The organism is Bradyrhizobium sp. Arg237L (assembly GCF_029990105.1).
In the GTDB taxonomy this organism is placed as follows: Bacteria; Pseudomonadota; Alphaproteobacteria; order Rhizobiales; family Xanthobacteraceae; genus Bradyrhizobium.
The window spans coordinates 145,525-165,672 of record NZ_JAQMIL010000003.1 but is presented as its reverse complement, the minus strand read 5'-3'; the positions used below and the strand labels follow the sequence as shown (position 1 = coordinate 165,672).

Genomic DNA, 20,148 nt, shown 5'->3' with positions numbered 1-20,148 from the left:
CCTCCGTATCCTAAGGCCCATATGCCTCTTTGGACGCGAGCGTGCCCTCACCATAAGACGAGAGAGCGTAAACGCTCGCGAAAATCAAACAAAAACGCTCTAAGCCAGCGAAACACCCGCACTCGCATTCTCAGCTAACTGCCAGATTTTCGGCGGCGACAGCGGCAATTCCATAGGCTGCACGTTGAGATGGGACAGCGCGTCGGCAATAGCATTTGCCATCAAGCCGCCCACAGGGATAAGGCCCCCCTCTCCCGCGCCCTTGGCGCCCAAGGGATTATTTGGGCAGGGTTTCAGTTCAACCGTGATCGATTGGATCTTGGGGAAATCGGACGCCGTTGGCATGAGGTAATCGGCGAAGGAACCCGTCAGAAGCTGCCCTTCATCGTCGTAAACGAGATGTTCGAGGAAGGCGCCGCCGAGACCTTGAACAATGGAGCCGATGGCCTGTCCGTGAAGGGTCAATGGATTGATCATGCGCCCCACGTCTTCGACCGACATGTAGTCAAGGACCTTGACGTGACCGGTGCCAGGATCGACCCCGACGTGGGCGGCCTGGGTGCCGTAAGCCCATGTGTACTTCTTGTTGAGGAATTCGGCTTCGATCTCCAGCGGCTCTTCCGAAAGCTCACCGAACGGTATGCTGGATTGTCGGAAAGTTGCCCGCTCTTCACCGAGCGACACGTCAGTTGGCGCACATCCAAAACGAGCGGCCGCCTTTTCTCGGATGAGGTCCTTTAACTTCTCAGCACCAACGAGGATTGCAGATCCTCCCATCACGGTTGAGCGAGAATGATAGGCTCCATAGCCATCCTTCACGTAGCTCGTGGAGCCGTGAAGGATCGTAATTTTCTCGTATGAGATCTCCATCGCATCCGCAGCGATCTGCGCCATGATGGTTTCCAGCCCCTGCCCGACCGAAGACGATCCCATGTAGACCGTCAGCAATCCACCGGGCTCCAACACCAGTCGAACTTCTTCCTTGGGGCCTGCCGCGCCCCCCTCAATGAAGCTTCCCACGGCCAGGCCGTGATAGTAGCCATCGATAAGCTGTCCGCGAAGCTTGGATTTCTCTTCCCATTTGAATTCGCGCAAGCAGCGATCAAAGACCGCCTGATAGTCACCGCTGTCGAGATCCGTCGAACTGTCGTAGGGGGTAATCGACGCAAGCGGATAAGGCATCTGAGCATCCGCCACCAGATTTCGCCGGCGTATTTCGACACGGTCGATGTTCAGGTCTTGAGCGGCCAAATCAATCATCCTCTCGCGAATGAAATCTGTTTCATAGCGGCCCGGGCCTCGGTACGTTCCGCAGGGCGTCTTGTTTGTGGTCAACATCGCGCTTTTGATATCGATGTGCTCGAAACAATACGGACCGCTCATGTATTGTGCGATGTTGCGCGGCCCGACCGAACCGTTCGTCCGGACATAAGCTCCGGTATCGCACCACGCCTCTCCTCGCAGCCCAATGAACTTGCCGTCGCGTGTTGCGGCGAACTCGACTTCGCACTCCACATCGCGCGCGTGATTAGCGCTCATCATGTGCTCGCGCCGATCTTCCACCCACTTAACGGGCCGGCCGACGATCTTCGCTGCGGCCGGGATAAGGAAGTCTTCCGGATAGAATTCTCCGCGAGATCCGAAACCGCCGCCGACATCCACCTCGATCAGATCAACCGCCTCTAGATCGAGGCCCATTTGGGCAGCGAGAGTACGGCGGTTATACCAAGCCGTCTTCGCCGCTCCCCATACGGTCAATTTGCCGGCCGCATTGTCCCACTCTGCCACAAAGCCACGTGGCTCCATGAACATCGCAGCGTGCCGTTGTACCTTGAACCTTTCACGCCGAACGTAATCGGCAGTCTTAAAGGCCTCGTCCGCATTGCCGCGGAAGGCCTTCCAGGTGATGGCAACGTTCGAACCGTGTTCTTCGAAAAGCAGTGACTTTTTAGCTTCTGCATGAGCACGATTGGCGACAGGGGCCAGCGGTTCAATGTCCAAGCCAACGTATTCAAGCGCGTCCTCGGCAATGGCCTGGCTTTCAGCAACCACCACGGCGACCGGCTCACCGACATAGCGAACCTTGCCGTCTGCAATCACAGGTTGATGAAAGGTCTCAAGCTGCGGTAATGGCTGCAACCTCAACGGAATCCGCGGAACCGTATTTCCGAAATCCTTAGCCGTCAGGATGGCGTGAACGCCTTCGAGTGCGAGAGCGGCTTGAGTATCGATCGACTCGATAATCCCGTGAGCAGTGGAGCTTCGCAAAATTACCGCATAGAGCTGGTTTGGCCTGTTGACGTCAGCGACGTAAGTGCCAGCGCCCCGCACCAAGCGGAAGTCCTCAACGCGCTCCATCGGGCGGCCGATGTAGGAATTTGATACTTTCATGACTTGCCACCTGCATTCCGGTATGAGCTGCGCGCCTCCAAGACGGCCTCGACAATGGGGATATATCCCGAACACCGGCAGAGATTGCCGGAGAGGACATCACGAATTCGCTCTTCATCGACGTCCGGCTCGTGGCTGAGCAGCGCGTGCGCTGTCGTGATGAAGCCTGGTGTGCAGAACCCACATTGCAGCGCGTGGTGCTTGCGGAATGCGGCTTGCAGCGGCGACAATTCGTCACCCGAGAGCCCCTCTACGGTAACCACATTGTCGTTCTGTACTTGAACAGCCAACATCAGGCACGAACGTACAGCCTCACCGTTGACCAGCACCGTGCACGCGCCGCATACACCGTGCTCGCACGCGAGATGCGTTCCCGTTTGCCCAAGATTATTGCGGATGCAGTCGGCAAGGGTGGTGCGCGGCTCGACATCGGCTTTTACGGAGCTGCCGTTGAGATCGAATTCGATTTGCATAATCCGCTCCTAAATCGCCGTTTTCTTCAGGCCACGCGCCAGGAGTGTCGAGACAAGGGCTGCCCGATACTCGCTCGGCGCGTGAATATCGGACGGCGGATCTACGGTTTGTCTTGCCTTCGCAGAGGCCGCGGCAATCAGGCTTTCGGTCAGGGGATTTCCGTTCAGCAAAGCCTCTACTTCGTTTAAACGAATCGGCCGATCCGCAATGCCGATGGCACCCACATGAGCGCCAACGATCTGATTCTTTTCGTCGAGATCGTAATAAAGAGCGACTCCTGCCATGGCGAAATCGCCCTTCCTCCGGGCGAACTCTAGAAACGCCCACTTTCGCTTCGAACTCCACGCAGGCAACCGAATTTCCGTCACAATTTCGTCCGGCTCGAGAGTCGTTTGAAGCGGCCCGATAAAGAACTCGGCGGCCTCCTCAGTCCGCGTGCCCGAGGGACCAACAATGGTCATTTGCGCTTCGCACGTGAGTGCGATCCCCGGCATTTCAGCCGAAGGATCCGCATGAGCGACAGACCCACCGACCGTTCCCCGATTCCGAACCTGGTAATGCGCAACGTGCTTGATCGCCTCTGCAAGCAGCGGATGACTGACAGAAAGTCGCTTGTCTGCCTCGATATCGCACCAGCGCACTTTCGCGCCCAATCGCACTCCATCTTCATCGATGGTGATTGCGTTCAGATTTTTGAGATGCTTGAGATCAACGAGGAGGTCCGGCGACGCGAGACGGTAGGCCAACATTGGCATCAGGCTTTGTCCGCCGGAAATGACCTTCGCATTCCCATTGCTTGATGCCAGCAACTTCACAGCTTCATCGACAGAAGTGGGCGCGGCATACTCCAGAACCGGCGGCTTCATTGTGCCCCCCAGCGATAAACAACCATCGGCTTACGGCCTCCTCAAAGTGATACACCCGCGCCTACCTAAGCTGACGGCTGTTAGTGACCAGGCAATCCCAGATCACTATATGGATTGTTGACTATTCGGTCAACACATGGGTAGCCTGTGTCAAATCGTATGAGAGCATAAAAGTGGGATTTTGCAATGCATAACAATGCGCCAGTCATTGCCATCGAAGAGCACTATTGGGATGCTGAACTGGCAAGGCATTTTCCCGGTGGCGAGAACAAGTCGCACGTCCAGGATCTATTGACGGAGATCGGCGACGTTCGACTCCGTGCGATGGATGAAGCCGGAATCGATATCCAGGTGCTTTCCCACGGCGCACCGGCTGCACAGAAATTGCCGCCAGAGATCGCCGTCGACCTGACAAAGCGAACGAATGATCGCCTCGCCGAGGCTTGCGCCAAATATCCATCCCGCTTTGCAGCATTTGCAGCCCTTCCGACTCCGGTTCCAGAACAGGCGGCGTTAGAGCTCGAGAGATGCATCAAGGAACTGGGCTTCAAGGGGGCGATGATTCACGGCTTAACAAACGGCCTGTTCATCGACGATAAGCGGTTCTGGCCAATTTTTGAAGTCGCGGAAAAACTTGACGTTCCGATTTATCTGCATCCCTCGGTTCCAAATTCGGACGTCACCAAACTTTACTACGACGACTATGCGAATGAATTTCCGACCGTTATCCGGCCGGCTTGGGGATTCACAGTCGAGACGGCGACCGTTGCTATCCGGCTCATCTTGAGCAGAGCGCTTGAGAAATACTCAAAGCTCCAGATCATCCTCGGGCACCTTGGAGAGACGCTGCCATTTCTGCTATGGCGCGTCAATCAGGCGCTCGCCCGCCCCGGCCAGAAGCCGCTCGATTTCCGCAAGACGTTTTGTGAACATTTCCACGTGACGACGAGCGGATTTTTTTCCACGCCCGCGCTCATGTGCACAATGCTCGAGCTTGGCATCAACCGGATCATGTTCGCCGTCGATTACCCCTACGTCGTGAACCAGGATGGCATGGATTGGATCAATCAGCTTCAACTATCGCCGGATGACAAACGTAAACTCGTCGGGGAAAACGCGCGAAAACTTCTGAAGCTGTGAGTGCAGAATGACTGTGCTGCCGACGATACCGTCTGAATTATCCGACCTCATGGCGAAGGTCGGCCCGGTTTGGGCCTCCGACACAAAGGGCCACATTCAGTTGATGATCGACAGGTTCACCGACGTGCTCAAGCGGTCGCCGAAGGACAACATCGCTGTCGAGACTATCTCCTATGGGGAGCATGAGAGGCAGAAATTTGAGCTGTTTACCCCCTCGAGAGGCGCCGTCGGAAAACGACCCGCTCTCATTTTCGTGCACGGCGGGGCTTTCACCGAGGGCAGCCGGCATCGCAGCACTGAAATCTACGCCAACGTGCTGTATTACTTCACCCGGCACGGCGTCGTCGGCGTTAATGTCGGCTATCGCCTTGCGCCCGAGATTCAGTATCCGGAAGCAACGTTCGACATCGCGAAAGTCGTGAGCTGGGTTCGGGCCAACGCCAGCCGGATTAACGTCGATCCGAAGCGCATATTCCTCATGGGCCATTCCGCGGGAGGCGCTCATGTCGGGAGCTATGCCTACGATAAAAGGCTGCAACCAACTGCTGGCCACGGCCTTGCCGGTGTTCTGATCATCAGCGGGAGAGTCCGCGCTGATGCGCGAGACGATAATCCGAACGCCAAACGCGTCATGGCCTATTACGGTCCGGATACATCAATTTACGATGATCTATCGCCGGTCTCGCATATCGACGCTCAAAGCCCGCCCACCTTCGTGGCCTGCGCCGAGTTTGAGAATCCTCTCATTGACGTTTACTGTTTCGAACTCGCCCACCGCTTAGCCGCCACGAAGGGACGCGCTCCGCCGTTCAAGTGGATGAAGGGGCATAATCACACATCGATCATTGCCCACTTCAACACTGCCCGGGACGAACTAGGTCGCGCCTGCCTTGAATTTATGCAGGAAACACCGCCGTCCTAGGCTCGTTCATCCAGCGTCAGGCAATCCTGACGCCGGTAAACTTCGGCTGTGTGTATTCTTCAAGGGCGTATGGGAGCCCCTCGCGGCCCACGCCTGACCTGCCAACGCCTCCGAAGGGATAGTTATCGAGACGGAAGCGGCTGGCTTCGTTGATCCAGACGGAACCCGCCCTCAACTCCTCCGAAACCCGCATTGCCGACGCCAGGCTCGTCGTGAAACACGACGCCTGCAGTCCGAACTCGCATTCGTTGGCGATCTTAATTGCATGGTCGAGGCTGTCAGCCCGCATGACAACCACCACTGGACCAAAAACCTCTTCGCGAACCAGTCGCGCCTCTGGAGGAGGATCGACGACGATCGTTGGCGGAATGACGCATCCAGCGCTTTCACCAGTGCTCACGATGCTGCAACCAAGTGCCCGCGCATCATCAAGCATAGAGGTTATTCGGGCTGCAGCGCGCGCATTTACAACAGGCCCCAGATCGGTCTCGGGCAGTCTGGGATCCCCCAGTTTGAGCCGCTTGGACGCCTCGATGAAGCGCTCGAGAAACTTATCGAAAATCGACGTCTCCACGATGATCCGCTGGGTCGAGATGCACTGCTGACCGCTTGCTTCGAAAGATGATGGAATGAGGCGCGCAACGGCGTCCTCGAGATTCGCATCTGCGGCAACCATGTTCGCTGAATTTCCCCCAAGTTCGCCGAGGAAGCGCTTCGCGCCTGCCGCGCGCGCTAAAGCGTCTCCCGCCGCAGTTCCTCCCGTCAGGGTAACGACATCCACGTCCGGATGCGCGGCAAGTGCAAGCGCCTCGTCACGGTCGCCCGGAATGACGTGAATGAGCCCTTCCGGAAGACCCGCCTGGACAAATGCCTTCGCAATCACTTCCGCGATCTGCGTGCCTTCAAGACTTGGCTTGATGATGACGGCGTTTCCAGTCACGAGCGCCGGCGCGACTTTCTGAACCAGCAAATTGGACGGCGCATTGAACGGCGTGACCGCGGCCACGACGCCGTACGGCACGCGCCGCGCAAATCCGAACAATCCCTTGCCTGCAGGGACAGCATCAAGCGGGATGACCTCGCCGCCAATGCTGTGGATATGCTGCGCGCACGCCTGAATAAACGCGATGCTGCGCTTCACCTCCATTTCCGCGGCCCGGCGCGGCTTGCCGATGTGCGAGATTGTCATTGCCACGAGGCGATCGAACTCGCCCTCGAGGACCTTGGCTGCAGCGACCAGCCAGGATGCACGCTGATGAGCAGATGCCTTGATAGATGCCTGGAAAGCTGATCGCGCGGATTTTGCCGTCCGATCAACCGCCTCGTTTCCGCCCGGCTGCACGTCAAACGCAGCTACTTGAGTCCAGGGATCGATAACCGTGAAGCGACCGTCCTTCGTTACAGGCGCGCGCACAGAACTCTCAGCCATCTTCATCCCTATATTCCTGCTCTCTCATGCGCACGACTGGCGCGCGCTCGACATCTGACTTGAGAGCTTGACATCATGTTGACTGTATCGTCAACATATAGCTGACCTCGGACCGTGGAGTTTCCCCTTGAGGATTGCAGTTATCGGATATGGAGCGATCGGACGATTTCTCATCTCCCAATTGAACTCCGAGCCGGAAATCGAGACTTGTGCAGTCCTTTCGTTGCCCCGAGCCGACATTTGCTCCAAACCAGTGGTCGACGATATCGAGGGACTACTATCGGCACGACCAGATCTCGTGGTGGAATGCGCCGGTCATGGCGCACTGCGAACTTTCGGCGAAACCGTCCTGCGCCGCGGAACTGATCTGCTCGTCGTGTCCGTTGGTGCGCTGGCTGATCCAGAACTGGAGGCAGCGCTTCGGTCCGCCAGTTCAAGCGGCGGTGGCAAGCTGCTGATTCCCGGCGGAGCTCTCGGTGGAATAGACGCGCTCAGCACTGCGCGAGAGGCAGGCCTCTCATCTGTCGAATACACTGGACGAAAAGCCCCCGCGGCGTGGAAGGGAACGGCTGCCGAGAAGATCGTGCAGTTGGATAGAGTGACTGAGCCTCATACCATTATTGATTGCGAAGCTCGGACAGCTGCACTGATATTTCCGCAAAATGCAAATGTCGTGGCCGCTATCGCGCTGGCAGGACTAGGCTTTGACAAGACACGCGTCCGTTTGATCGTCGATCCGAACGCTGAAGGCAATCTACATTCATACGTTGCGCGCGGAGAATTCGGAGAAATCTCCACGACAATTCGATCGAAGACGCTTGAAGCCAACCCCAAGACCTCAGTCCTCGCTCCTTTTAGCCTGGTTCAAACTATTAAAAAGCGAAGTGGGTTAATCCCTGCGTAATGACACGGATCGAACCACCGTCGAACTTCAGCTCGCTTGAGCTTACATTTCGCGGCGTGCCCATTTCTTAGTGTGGTGTTCGACGCCACCTTCCCTCACTTAAACAAGGACCTTGATAATGCCGATGACGATGAGCGGGACAATTGAGCTGGCGGCTTCCCGCGCGACAGTCTGGAATAAGCTTAACGACCCCGACACGCTCAAATCATGCATCCCGGGTTGCGAGGAGCTTAATCTCCTGTCCGAGCACGAGTTTGAGGCGGTCGCGATCAATCGGATCGGCCCTGTGAAGGCGAAGTTCAAAGGTCGAGTGACGTTGTCTGATATTTCGCCCATGGAAGGATACCGGATTTCCGGTACCGGGGACGGCGGCATCGCGGGCTTCGCCAAGGGGGCTGCCTCGGTTCGCCTCGCCGATCACGGCGAAAACACGTTGCTCTCCTATGAGGTTGAGACGCAAATCGGCGGGAAGCTGGCTCAGCTCGGACAGCGCCTCATCAACGGCACGGCAAAAAAGCTTGCTGATCAATTCTTCGAAAGATTTGCAGAAGCCGTCAAACAGGCATGATTTCTGCGCGTTTCAAGCTATGAAAAGTCTAGATTGACCAACCGTTCAAAGCTCAGCATTTCATCCCATTGCTGTTGAGACATGAGCTTTCGCTCCACCACGACTAGCTGGTGAAGCGACTTTCCTTCCAAATAGCTCGTCCGGGCGATTTCGGCACAAACGCGATAGCCGAACAAGGGCTTCAATGCCGTGACAATGCCTAAAGAGTTCAGAACCATATTTTTCGCATGTTCCTCGTTGGCCGTTATTCCGCCGATGCAACGATCGCGAAGGCTCGTCACCGCTCGTTCCATGGTGCGAATGGAAAAGAACAGCGAAAAAGCGATCACCGGCTCCATCACATTGAGCTGCAATTGTCCCGCCGAGGCTGCGAGCGAAATTGTGGTGTCGAGACCGATGACCAGGAAACTGACCTGGTTCACGACTTCGGGAATGACCGGATTGACCTTCCCAGGCATGATTGAAGAACCGGGTTGCAGCTGAGGCAGGTTTATTTCATTCAATCCGCAGCGTGGCCCTGAACTCAGCAACCGGATATCATTGCATATCTTGGTCAGTTTGCTCGCTGTTCGCTTCAGAGCGCCCGAGAGCTGCACATAAGCTCCCGTATCCGACGTCGCTTCAACGAGATCGTTCGCGAGCACGAACTGAAGGCCCGTCAGATCGCTTAGATGTCTCACCGCCAGGGGAGGATAGCCGCGGACAGCGGTGACGGACGTACCGATCGCAGTCGCTCCAAGATTTATCTCTCGGAGCAGCTTTTGAACCTCTCGTGTACGGTCAATCTCCTCTCCAATGGTCGTTCCCCAGCCCCGAAACTCCGAACCCAGAGACATGGGCACGGCATCCTGAAGGTGGGTCCGGCCCATCTTCAGGACGCGTGAAAATTCCTTTCCCTTGTCAAAGAACGCATCTTGCAGCTTTCCCAGTGCAGCAAGATACGGCTCAAGCCGCATGATCAGCGCCAGACGAAGCGCTGTAGGATAAGTATCATTGGTCGACTGACCATAGTTCACATGATCGTTCGGGCTGACATACTGATACTCGCCCTTCTCCCGGCCCAGCGTTTCCAGCGCGAGATTGGCGATCACCTCGTTCGCATTCATGTTGGTTGAAGTGCCGGCACCGCCTTGCACAAGGTCGGTGATGAACTGATCGTTCACGGTTCCGTTGATGAGCCGGTCGCAGGCTTCCAGGATCGCTGCGGCAATATCCGGCGCCAAGACCCCAAGATCTCGATTTGCCATCGCTGCAGCCTTCTTGACGTAACCAAAAGCCTTCACAAAGAAGGGCTCATGGCTCATCGGAACGCCGGTAATGTTGAAGTTTTCAAAACCTCTGACGGTCTGAACGCCATAGTAGAGGTCGTCAGCAATCTCGCGCTGACCGAGGAAATCATGCTCAATGCGGCTCATGTGCGTCTCGCGTCACATGATTGCTCTGCCTTCTCAACCCGGACGCCGGATGTTCAGGAGGCTGAAGATACTGTGGTCGCGATTCCAACCGCAGTTTGCACGACCATCCGTGCTGTACCAAGTACGGTCCGCCACCACTTGAAAGGCTTCTGCTGCGTAAGGACACGTCAGCAGAAGCCTCCAATCAGGAGCCTCAGTTAGGACGCCGCCAGGTGAGCATCACGACGCTTATACAGTTCGTCGTCGGCATAGCCCATCGTTTCAGGCCGGCCGCGGCCAAGCATCACCTGGAAATAGACCGGTTCGAGGCTGTTGTTGTGGTAGCCGTGAATGACGCCAGCCGGGCAGGCAAGGCACTCCCATGGTCCAAGACGCTTCTCGATTTTGCGACCGTCTTCGTCTTGAATGAAGACATCGAGATGCCCCTGCAGAACGAAGAAGACCTCTTCCACCTCATGCGTATGCGCCGCATTTCCCTGCCCTGGAGGCACAAACATGATTGAGAGCGTGAAGTTTCCCGGAGGGATCGCCGATTTGTCTCCGTGCTTGCCGGAACCGCCTGCACCGATAAATCGATGCTGCGCACGCTTGAAGCCCTCGATCTTGGCGTCTTCAAAAGCCGCCCAGTCAGCGCGCCGGTCAGCGTAACGAGCGACAAAACGGTCCATAATTTCCTCAAGGGAGGCTGACTCTAATTCCTTGGGACGAGGGTGACGTGCGACAGCCATTTAACTCTCCTAACGATCTGATTGCGGCTTGAGACGCAGAGCATCGGCGCCGCGAGCCTAACGTGGACACCGCCGCCCATGACGGGTCATCTGACGATCCTCGTTGGCTAATCAATTGTTATCTTAAGTTGACTATTCAGTCAACAGAAAGACCCGCGTACGGAACGATCTGTAGCTTAGCGCCCAAAATTGAGCGCAGTGGAATGCAGCTCACCGCGGTGCTCACGCCGCTTGACCGTAATGGGCCGAATAGTCACACGAAGCGATGTACCGGGTTACACGAATTCCAGGAATTCAACGCTCTGGTTGCTGGATGCGATTAACCGCCATTCGCCCACAGGCTGGAAGTAAGTACGCCGGCCGACTGTTCCTGTCGGCCGGCGCCCTGCTCCGTCGCGGCGGTTTATTGTTGGACCGATTTCAGATCGAATTCTTTTGCTTGCCGTACAACGGCCGCTCTGTCGTATTTGTTGATCTCGTCGATAAAGTCGTTGGTGTACATGCGCGATGTCGGCACCGGTTGAGTGATCTGTTTTTCTCTCAGCAAAAAGGCACCGAGGTTCTTCCAATCGTCCTCCAAAAAGAGACCATTCTTGCCGCCTGTCTTTGGATTGGTCCACCCGGCCATTCTCAACTGACTAATCTTCAGGCCTTGGGCCAAGGCCTTTTGAGGATCTTTCTCTTTTGGTCGACTTTCCGGATACATCTTCCAAGTGATCAAGACCGCCGCGGGCGGGTTTGCCAATGTAAAATCGAGCGCCTTGGAGACAGCTCTCGCGAAACCGACCAGCATTTTTGGCTTGTCGCGAATAACATCGTTACGCGCCAGGATCGAAACATCCGGCAGCGCCTCGAGCTTGGCGTCGAGCTTGAGCGGCCGCACGTTAATCCCGCTGAGTTCGAACCGCACGTTGGCAGCGTCCCAGAAGACGATTGCATCTACCACTTTCTGTTGGATCGCGGTCGCAGCCTGGGGACCCGCCCCTATTGGTACAAACGTCACATCAATATCTGGATTCAGTCCCCCAGATCTTATGTAAGCTTTTCCATACGTGGTGCCGGCGCTTCCTAACGCGGTCACTCCGATTTTTTTGCCGCGCAAATCAGCAATCGTTTTTACTGGACTGTCCGCGGGCACGGAGATCGACCAAATATTCCGATAGCCCGCGTTGTAGAAGTACCGCAAGTCGAGCGGCGCGCTTGCGTTCTGTTGCATCCCAATCACCGCTTGCGCGGGAGTTGCTTCCCCGACGTCGCCGTTCCCAGCCGCTATCTGAATAGCAACTTCATTCGACCCGCCGACAGCAAGCAAATCGACGTCGAGACCTTCTTGCGCGTAGTAGCCCAGATACTTGGCTACCGGAAACGGAGCGAGAGATTCATCGATGTTGCGCACAGGAATGAGCGCTCGAACTTTCTCCGCAGCCAAGCTTCCTTCTGCACTTACAGACAACGCAAGCATGATCGCGACGAATATCGAGTACGATTTGGTCATGTTTGTCCCCGCTTGGTAAGAGCGCATCTGCCCAGATTCAAACAACGACCAAGACCGCCAACCGATACCGCACTTCCTGAACGGCTGATCGCGATTGATCCCCTTAGCGTACGGGGAGAAAACCTCCTGTCAATGCAAAATCGTACGTTTGTACGACATATCGTACCAGCGTGCGACAATATGATCCGCGCACGCATAGACGCGCGAGCGCACGGTTTTCGTCCTAGCCGATTAATGAAAGCGAGCGAGTTATGCGTTTGTCAGAACGTCATCGATCATTTTATTGATCGCGTCGCGCGCAGCATTTCTCATTTTGGAGCCGGGCTTCACGAGTTGAAGAATGATGCGGCCGTGAACCTCGACGAGCATCCGATCAGCAGTCTCTTCAACGGCAAGATCCGATCTGATCTCGCCAGCCTTTTGCCCCTCCGCAATCAGCTTGATCCAGAAACGCCTTTGCTTGTCGAAGCGTTTGGATTGAATCGCCTGAAGCTCGGCATTTCGGGTACTCATCGCGACCGAGTTGATCCAGAAGCGCCACCATCGGTTCGCGGGCATCTGCTCAATATACGACAATGCGATGCGACGAAGCTGGGCAGCCGGTGAGCCCTTGTACTGATCCCAGTCGTCAGGCAACGCATAACCTGACTCGAGCGCCGTCGCGATCAGCTCTTCTTTTGACCGAAAATGATAGGTGATCGTGCCAAGACTGACATTTGCCGCATCGGCAATCTGCCGCATTGTTACGTTTTCAATGCCCCGCTCCGCGATCAGGTCGTAAACGACGCCAGCGATGTGCCTTTGCTGAAGCTTTCCTCTACTTTCGACAGTGGAGGAACCTTGCTTCGTTGCTGCGGAGTTTTCTGGCATGTCGGCGATGTGGATTGTCTAAACGATCTGAGGTTTTTTGAAAGCGCTGCGTAGTTCAGTCTTCAAGACCTTACCCGTGCTGTTTTTGGGTAGTTCACGCACGAACACGACGTGCTTCGGCTTCTTATAGCTCGCGAGTTCCTCCGCGCAACGCTGAATCAGCGCATCGGCCGATACGGCGGCTCCGGGATCGAGCTCAACAAACGCCGCGACGGATTCCCCATAGATTTCGTCGGGCACACCGATCACTGCGGCGTCCGCCACTCCCGGATGACGCAGAAGGACCAGCTCGACCTCTTTGGAATACACGTTATATCCGCCGGAAAGGACCATGTCCTTCTTTCGATCGACGATGTAGAGATACCCCTCCTCATCAAAACGGCCGATATCTCCTGTCTTGAACCAGCCATTTTGAAACGCGTCGCGTATCGCGTCCGGCTGTCTGAAGTATGTCCTGAATAGAAGATACTGGCCCGGGAGTCCCGACCGCACCCATATTTCTCCAGCCTCACCCGTTCGCACCGGCTCGCCCGCTTCGTTGACTAGCCGAAGCTCCACCCCTGGTGTGACGCGCCCGACAGAGCTGCTGTACTTGAGTTGATCGTGCGGCTGGAGCATTGCCAGCGCGCCCGCCTCCGTCATCGCAAAGAAAGAAAAGATTTGAAGGTGCGGAAGCGCCGCCATCAATCGTCGCTTGGCCTCGACAGGAAACGCCTCCCCCGTCGCCACAAGGACGCGGAGGGAGCGATACCGGTCCGAACTGGCTTCAATGGACGGCAGCATCATTCGGCCGACGGTCGGAACGATGGAGATGAGCGTGATCTGCTCAGCCTCAATGATCCTGGTCGCCTCCTCCGCATCGAAACGGGGCATGATGTAGAGGGTCGCGCCCAGGACGGCCATATTGCCAACCCGCGCAAAGGCAGTTCGATGCGCCAACGGGGTCGTGACCAAGATACGATCGTCGGCGGATACTCGCCAATACGTCGCGTTCAAGAATCCGTTCGCAACGATATAATTCGCTTGCGTGGTGATCACACCCTTCGGTCGCCCGGTCGTTCCGGAGGTGTATGAGATCATGCAATCGTCGCACTCTGGTGGGACATCTATCTGCTCGATCTGAGTCCCAAGGAGAGTTGCAAGCGAGGTTTCGCCGGGGATTGAGGTCTCTCCGACAAAGAAACGCTGAAAGCCTGCAGGGTCGAGCTTGGCGACGGCTTCACGCTCGGAATCGCTGAAGAATAGAGCAGCCGGCTGAGCATCCTTTATGATCGCCGAGATCTCGCTTGACGAGAGGCGCATATTGATCGGCATCGCTATCGCGCCACACTGCACGATTGCAAAGAAGATCGTCACGAACTCGCAGCAATTTGGTAGGCAGATCGCGATGCGATCCCCAACATTGATGCCGGAATTGCGCAAATAGGTCGCAATACGGCTGCTGTCCTCGTGAAGCTGCCGAAATGTGACGCGGTTTTCGCCACAGACGAGAGCTGCCTTATTCGGCAGAAGCTGTGCTTGAGCAGCAAGGTAGGCGGGCAGCTTCACAGCTATCTCCGTCTTGGCGCAAAGTCGGGGAATGCGATCTCTTCAGTAAGCCGGTCCCATCGCACCTCGACCGGCATGCCAATCTCGACTTCATTCTCATCGCAATCGACCAGATTACACAAGAAGCGAACGCCCTCGTCGAGCTCGACATAGGCGCAGATGTACGGGACCCGCTGTTCGTGACCTGGCCACGGCGAACGAGTGACAGTCCACGAATACACAGTTCCGTAGCCCGACGCTTCCCGCCACTCGACGGTCTTTCGCCCGGTGAACAGGCTTACCGGCCTTGGGAAATGCTGAAAACGTTTGGCCTCGGTGCAGAACTGCAACATCAACTTGCCGCGCTTTGCTCCGTCCCAAAACTCCTTCGTGTCGATGTATGATCCAGTTTTGGGAAGAGGCCGGAGTGCTTTCACGTTCTCGTTCATTTCTATTGCTCCAGGATCATGACTGCTGAAGTGCACCAGTTGCGAGCATAGGGGATGCCACCGATGCCGGTGACCATTGCATTCTGAGTTCTCTTGATTTGCCGCGGTCCGGCATCGCCGAACATCTGCCGAACGGCTTCGACCAGGTTAAGCCCTCCCCCGGCAAGCCCCGGCTGTCCGGCGGAAATCTGTCCGCCACCAGTGTTAAGCGGGAGGTCCCCCTTGAACGTCATATCCTTGCTGAGGATGAAATCAGCGCTTTTCCCAACGTCGCAGAAGCCAATCTGCTCGAGCTGCAACATGATCGCGATGATGAAGTCATCATACGGATGGAAAGATTGCACGTCCCTCGCTCGCAATCCGGCCTGCTTCAGCGCACGCGGACCCGCCTCAAGAAATCCCGATTCGGTGATCTCCGTGAGCGATTCAGTGACCTTGTAGTGCGTCAACTCTGCGTAACCGGTCGGATAGACCGCCTTCAGACCCCGTCGCTTCGCCTCATCGCTGGACATCATCAGAACAGCATTCGCGCCATCGCAGACCATGACGCTATCGAGGACGCGCAGCGGGTCTGAAACCAGCTTTGAGTTTAGATAATCTTCCTCTGTCATCGCCTTTCGCAGGCGCGGGCATGCATTGTCATTCAGGAGAGCATGGCTGCGCTGGGTCACGGCGAGCCGAGCGAGGGCTTGCCTGTTTAAGCCGTAAAGATGGTCATACCGCCGCATGATCATCCCGAACGCACCGACAGGACCGCGTAATCCCGTGGGATACTGAAACTCGAACCGTTGCGCACCCTGCTCGGGCGTTTGGCTGCTGGACTGCGCGTCTGCAGCGAGCACAAGGGCGATGGAGCAGGCTTTATTTCGAATTGCCATGGCCGCACGCGCGACGCCGCCAATGCTGGAGACGCCTCCGAGCCCTAGCAGTTCAAGCCAAGTCGGGGTTATGCCCAGAACGTCGGCCATATACTGCGCCCAGAACGGGTTGGCGCTCTCGCTCATAGTTTCGGACACCAGCAGGCCATCTATTTCAGACTTGTCTACATTGGTCTGACGCAAAGTCTGGTCGAGTGCGTCTCCTGCCAACTCATACGATGTTCGGCCTCCCCGCACGTCGATCTTCGTCTCCGCATAACCCGCAATTGCGACATCTTTCATTGAGAGCCCCATCCGGCTTCGCTTGATTGCCGTACCGTACAAATGTACGACGATTCGTACGGTTGTACAGTTTTTTCTTTCTCCGATTTCGAGTTAGCAGGTTCGGCGATGGCTGTGGTCCGCTTTGGAAATTTGGGTCGATTTAATTGGGAGCTTCCGGTCCTGTTGTTCCCACAGAGCCATTCCTGTTATGCGATACTTTCAGTCCCTCGCGACGCCCAATCTGTTAATCGGCGTTCAAATTTGCCCCTCCGTATTGCCGCATCTGCGAATGTTACCCTGATAGCGCCATTGCCGATGACGATCCGATGTCGATTGATCGGCCGCGCCAGATGGCTTTCCCGGCTTGCTCGACGAGAGGGGCTGTGGGCGGGTCGGGCCCTACATAGCCCGAGCCGTCCACAACCCCGGGCAATGGAGCAGCGGTCGTGGCGTCGCCGAGCGGGCCCTGGGCGACCAACTCTTCGGCAGCCCTCCGTCTGAGCACCCTCAACAGACGTTGCACAATCGAATGCTGTCTCTTCCCGAACTCCTCAGGGTATTTCTCGCTCAGCCGGCCGACAATTGCGAGCGCCGTCAGCTGCGGCTCCTCTGCGAGCCAGGCTTCGATCGCAGCAAGATGCGGGTCGAGCTTGGACGGCATGCGAACTCTGGTCTTATAGGGCCGACGAGTTCGCCGGTGCGTGGCACGCGGCTCGCCGACCGTCACCATCTTGCCGAGCGTCTTCGCGAACGTCGCCGCGGTCGCTGGCAGAGCGCTAGTGTGAGCGGGTTGCAGGCCGCGCGCCTGTCCGGCACGACGATCGACGCGATTGCCTAGTTCCTCTTGGGTTGCGCGAATCTCCGCCAACAGTGCGACCGGATCGAGCGAGCGATACTGATCGCGGAGCCGTTTCTTCGCGGCCGCGGTCACCTTGGGATGTGCCAATGCACGCTCGTAGGGCGTCGATGGGAGATGATAGCGCTTGATCACTTTAGCCCCTTCGCGACGCTTCTCCTTCAGCTTGAACGACGGCTGGAAGAAGTTGACGTAGAGCCGTGCCGCCGCATAGAGGCGGCCCATCATACGCGCCGTCTCGACGCCATCGAAGCGGCCATAGCCCATGAGGCGGCGGACGACGGCACCATTCTTCTGCTCGACGAACGCCTGATCGTTCTTCTTATAGGCGCGCGAGCGTGTGACTTCGAGCTTCTGTTCGCGACACCATGGCACGACGACATCGTTCATGAAGGCGCTGTCGTTGTCGAAGTCCACGCCGCGCAACAGCCACGGGAACAGGCTCTGTGCGCGGTTGATCGCCTCGACGACCAGCGAACCTTCCCGCGTCAGCAGCGGCAGACACTCCGTCCAGCCGGTGGCGACATCGACCATCGTCAGGGTTTGGATGAACGAGCCAGCCACCGACGTGCCGCCATGGGCGACCATATCGACCTCGCAGAAGCCGGGCACCGGGCTGTTCCAGTCATTGAACGTGCGGATCGGGACCTCGCGCCGGATTGCCGAATAGAATCCGGCACGGCGCCGCCTGCCGCCGCTCGCTGCGATCTTCACATCGACGAGCAGGCGATCGATGGTGGCGGCGCTGATGGCCAGAACACGATCACGGTCCGACTGGCCAAGCTGCAATCGGCCATGTTGCTCGAGAGCAGGCAGCAAGGTCGGGATCATCACCTTGAGCCGCTTGCCGCACACCCGATCCGACGCCTCCCACAGCGCCTTCATCGCATCCTTGACCGTCGCGCCATATCTACGCTTGCGCTCTTGCGGTGCCTCGACCTTGCCCGGCCCAACTGTCTCGCGTGGCCGAAGTGCACGTACCGCATGCTTGCGATGCCAGCCCGTAACGGCGCACAACTCGTCTAGGATCCGTCCCTTCTCGAGCCGCCCGCTCGACCGATAACGCTCGGCCAGCGCTGATGTGATCTCGCGCTTTGCGCGCATGCTGATCTTCCCTGCCATAGTCGCCACCGAACTGATTCGGCAGCTCCGCCCCAGACTCGACAGGGAAGTTGTCCGGTAACATTTTTAGTGAGGCAATGCGCCCTCATGGCGCCCAATTTTGACTTCGCGGCGGGGTTTGACGGCAGCGCTCGGTTCGGAACTGGCCGGGGTTGCGGAGGCGAGACGAGCGAGTTGCTTGGACGTCATTGCGGCTTTTGAACCGCCAGCTGTCGTCGCCGGTCTCGACGATGTCGCAGTGATGGATTAGCCGGTCGAGCTGCGCCGTGGTCATTTTGGCATTGCCAAACACGCTCGGCCATTCGCCGAGAGATTGGTGGTGAGGATAACGGAGGCACGCTCGCAGAGCCGGCTGACGAGATGGAAGAGAAGCAGGCCGCGGGACGGAGCAAAGGGTAATTACTCGAGTTCGTCCAGGACAATAAAGCCCGTGCGGGTCAGATGCTCGGCGAGCCATCCTTGCATCCGTTGCGGGTCTCGGTCTCGAGGCGGTTGACGAGGTCGCCACATTGAAGAAGCGGCCACGGCACAGATCGAATGCAGCTTCGGCTGAGCGATGAAGCCGGCACCGGCGAGATCATTGGCAAGCGGTAACTTGGCGATAGGGAATTGGTACTTGATCGACCGGACCTGCTTCTCGTTGATCTCGGCGTTGAGCCGGTCCCTGGTGCTTCACGGCGGTCGCCACGATCTCGTCGAAAGCGACCTTCATAGCATAGTACTCACCCACAACATCGAATATTTGGATTTGGCGGGTACCACGCTTTTGTTATTTGGCTGGGAGCCGTAACGCCAAGCGGCAGAACGCACGGACTTCGGCAACCAAGCGCGTGCGGCTCGACTTAACAGACGCGACGATTTCATCATCGACCGCGCCGTGAAGAGCGTTGGAGAGCATCACGGCGGTCAAACGCGCATCGCGAACTTTCCAGGCACCTGCTTTTTCGCCGCTTGCGATCAACGTTGTCAGATGTGCGATGATGGGATTGTCGTGCTTCCTCTGTCGATTTGATGGGCGGAATTCGTGAAAAACAAGATCGTGTAACTCAAACTCGTCGAGATAACCGTTCACGCCAGCGCCGACCCATGCGTCCAGCCGCCCCACCCAATCGTCGGGCGCCTTGGAATCGACCGCATCCATTAGCCGGGTATGGAAGTCCTCGACGAAGCGCGCACGAAGCGCCTGCAGCACGTCTTCCTTTGTTTTGAAGTAGAAATAGAAGGTACCTTTGGCGACGTCAGCCGCTTTGACGATTTCGTCCACGCTTGCGGCATCGAATCCCTTCGCAAGAAACAATGCTTGCGCCGCGTCCATGAGTTCCTCACGCCTGACTTCAGCGGGCTTGGTGCGGGGACGTCGTCTAAGTATCGCGGCAGTAGCCATGGTGCGTTGGCTCATTCGAGGTGCGTCGGAGAGAATGACGAGACATCTCGGATCGTCTTCGTCACGTGATAAAGGTCGGTGGTCAAACCGGCGGGCGCGAGAATTTAGTGCACGAACCGCGCGAGCGCGAATCTGCTTTCGTGAACATACGCGTAGGCACGCAACTCGGCCAGAGAATGTCGTTGGCCACCCAACTTGCGTCTGCAACCGTAGTGGCGACACCTAGAAGCTGGGTGGGGACCCGATCGGCGTTGGCCTCAAACCGAATACTAGGGCTTCGCGGAGCGGCTTCGGGCTGACTAGTGCCATTGGCTGACATCGCGATCCACAATAAGGCAAAGGATTAGGTGCGATCAAGGCCAGGAATTAGGACGCTTGAGCAGATCGTGATGGTCCGCTGGCGTCATGGCGACCATCGTGCCGTCCGAGTTCCTCAAGCGCGCCAGCCGCTCGGCAATAGACTACA

17 protein-coding genes and 1 pseudogene are annotated in these 20,148 nt (G+C 57.1%); 4 read left to right on the top strand and 14 right to left on the bottom strand.

Features of this window, described 5'->3' with window-relative positions; all coding sequences use genetic code 11:
- Positions 1 to 99: 99 nt before the first annotated feature.
- Genes OZ411_RS02940 through OZ411_RS02930 form a run of 3 tightly spaced genes read right to left on the bottom strand, consistent with a single transcriptional unit; the run spans position 100 to position 3,731 of the window.
- Positions 100 to 2,391, bottom strand: a complete 2,292-nt coding sequence (locus OZ411_RS02940) for a xanthine dehydrogenase family protein molybdopterin-binding subunit (protein WP_282526723.1) — start codon at positions 2,389 to 2,391, stop codon at positions 100 to 102.
- Positions 2,388 to 2,864 (bottom strand): (2Fe-2S)-binding protein, encoded by a 477-nt coding sequence (locus OZ411_RS02935; RefSeq protein ID WP_282526722.1) that lies wholly within the window; start codon positions 2,862 to 2,864, stop codon positions 2,388 to 2,390. The genes OZ411_RS02940 and OZ411_RS02935 overlap by 4 nt, the downstream gene beginning before the upstream one ends.
- Before the next feature lie 9 nt (positions 2,865 to 2,873).
- Complete coding sequence (locus tag OZ411_RS02930) at positions 2,874 to 3,731, bottom strand: xanthine dehydrogenase family protein subunit M (protein WP_282526721.1); 858 nt, start codon at positions 3,729 to 3,731, stop codon at positions 2,874 to 2,876.
- 186 nt (positions 3,732 to 3,917) lie between these two features.
- Here OZ411_RS02930 and OZ411_RS02925 point away from each other — a divergent pair, with 186 nt between their 5' ends.
- Both OZ411_RS02925 and OZ411_RS02920 read left to right on the top strand, forming a co-directional pair.
- Complete coding sequence (locus OZ411_RS02925) at positions 3,918 to 4,871, top strand: amidohydrolase family protein (protein WP_282526720.1); 954 nt, start codon at positions 3,918 to 3,920, stop codon at positions 4,869 to 4,871.
- 7 nt (positions 4,872 to 4,878) lie between these two features.
- Positions 4,879 to 5,793, top strand: a complete 915-nt coding sequence (locus tag OZ411_RS02920; RefSeq protein WP_282526719.1) for an alpha/beta hydrolase — start codon at positions 4,879 to 4,881, stop codon at positions 5,791 to 5,793.
- A gap of 16 nt (positions 5,794 to 5,809) precedes the next feature.
- On the opposite strand, the gene OZ411_RS02915 is transcribed toward OZ411_RS02920, so the two are convergent.
- Complete coding sequence (locus tag OZ411_RS02915) at positions 5,810 to 7,228, bottom strand: aldehyde dehydrogenase family protein (protein WP_282526718.1); 1,419 nt, start codon at positions 7,226 to 7,228, stop codon at positions 5,810 to 5,812.
- A gap of 121 nt (positions 7,229 to 7,349) precedes the next feature.
- On the opposite strand from OZ411_RS02915, the gene OZ411_RS02910 reads away from it, so the two are divergent.
- Positions 7,350 to 8,126 (top strand): aspartate dehydrogenase, encoded by a 777-nt coding sequence (locus tag OZ411_RS02910; RefSeq protein ID WP_282526717.1) that lies wholly within the window; start codon positions 7,350 to 7,352, stop codon positions 8,124 to 8,126.
- Between the two features lie 118 nt (positions 8,127 to 8,244).
- Positions 8,245 to 8,694: a carbon monoxide dehydrogenase subunit G gene (locus OZ411_RS02905; RefSeq protein ID WP_282526716.1), complete on the top strand. Its 450-nt coding sequence runs from the start codon at positions 8,245 to 8,247 to the stop codon at positions 8,692 to 8,694.
- A 17-nt stretch (positions 8,695 to 8,711) separates the two neighbouring features.
- On the opposite strand, the gene OZ411_RS02900 is transcribed toward OZ411_RS02905, so the two are convergent.
- The 10 genes and pseudogenes from OZ411_RS02900 to OZ411_RS02855 form a co-directional block, all read right to left on the bottom strand.
- Positions 8,712 to 10,109 (bottom strand): aspartate ammonia-lyase, encoded by a 1,398-nt coding sequence (locus OZ411_RS02900; protein ID WP_282526715.1) that lies wholly within the window; start codon positions 10,107 to 10,109, stop codon positions 8,712 to 8,714.
- 197 nt (positions 10,110 to 10,306) lie between these two features.
- On the bottom strand, positions 10,307 to 10,837 hold the full coding sequence (locus tag OZ411_RS02895; RefSeq protein ID WP_282526714.1) for a cupin domain-containing protein: 531 nt from the start codon (positions 10,835 to 10,837) through the stop codon (positions 10,307 to 10,309).
- Between the two features lie 403 nt (positions 10,838 to 11,240).
- A complete protein-coding gene (locus OZ411_RS02890; protein WP_282526713.1) occupies positions 11,241 to 12,332 on the bottom strand; it encodes an ABC transporter substrate-binding protein in 1,092 nt (363 codons plus the stop codon).
- 249 nt (positions 12,333 to 12,581) lie between these two features.
- Entirely contained in the window at positions 12,582 to 13,202 is a 621-nt protein-coding gene (locus OZ411_RS02885; protein ID WP_282526712.1) for a TetR/AcrR family transcriptional regulator, read from the bottom strand.
- 18 nt (positions 13,203 to 13,220) lie between these two features.
- Entirely contained in the window at positions 13,221 to 14,750 is a 1,530-nt protein-coding gene (locus OZ411_RS02880) for a class I adenylate-forming enzyme family protein (protein ID WP_282526711.1), read from the bottom strand.
- Between the two features lie 2 nt (positions 14,751 to 14,752).
- The gene (locus OZ411_RS02875) at positions 14,753 to 15,178 is read right to left on the bottom strand and encodes an OB-fold domain-containing protein (RefSeq protein WP_282526710.1); all 426 of its coding nucleotides are present in this window, start codon (positions 15,176 to 15,178) and stop codon (positions 14,753 to 14,755) included.
- A gap of 2 nt (positions 15,179 to 15,180) precedes the next feature.
- Entirely contained in the window at positions 15,181 to 16,338 is a 1,158-nt protein-coding gene (locus OZ411_RS02870) for a thiolase family protein (RefSeq protein ID WP_282526709.1), read from the bottom strand.
- A gap of 274 nt (positions 16,339 to 16,612) precedes the next feature.
- Entirely contained in the window at positions 16,613 to 18,280 is a 1,668-nt protein-coding gene (locus OZ411_RS02865) for a transposase family protein (protein WP_282526708.1), read from the bottom strand.
- An 84-nt stretch (positions 18,281 to 18,364) separates the two neighbouring features.
- Positions 18,365 to 19,010: pseudogene (locus tag OZ411_RS43335) on the bottom strand (ATP-binding protein).
- Positions 19,011 to 19,067: 57 nt separating this feature from the next.
- Positions 19,068 to 19,613 (bottom strand): TetR/AcrR family transcriptional regulator, encoded by a 546-nt coding sequence (locus OZ411_RS02855; RefSeq protein WP_282526707.1) that lies wholly within the window; start codon positions 19,611 to 19,613, stop codon positions 19,068 to 19,070.
- Between the last annotated feature and the right edge of the window lie 535 nt (positions 19,614 to 20,148).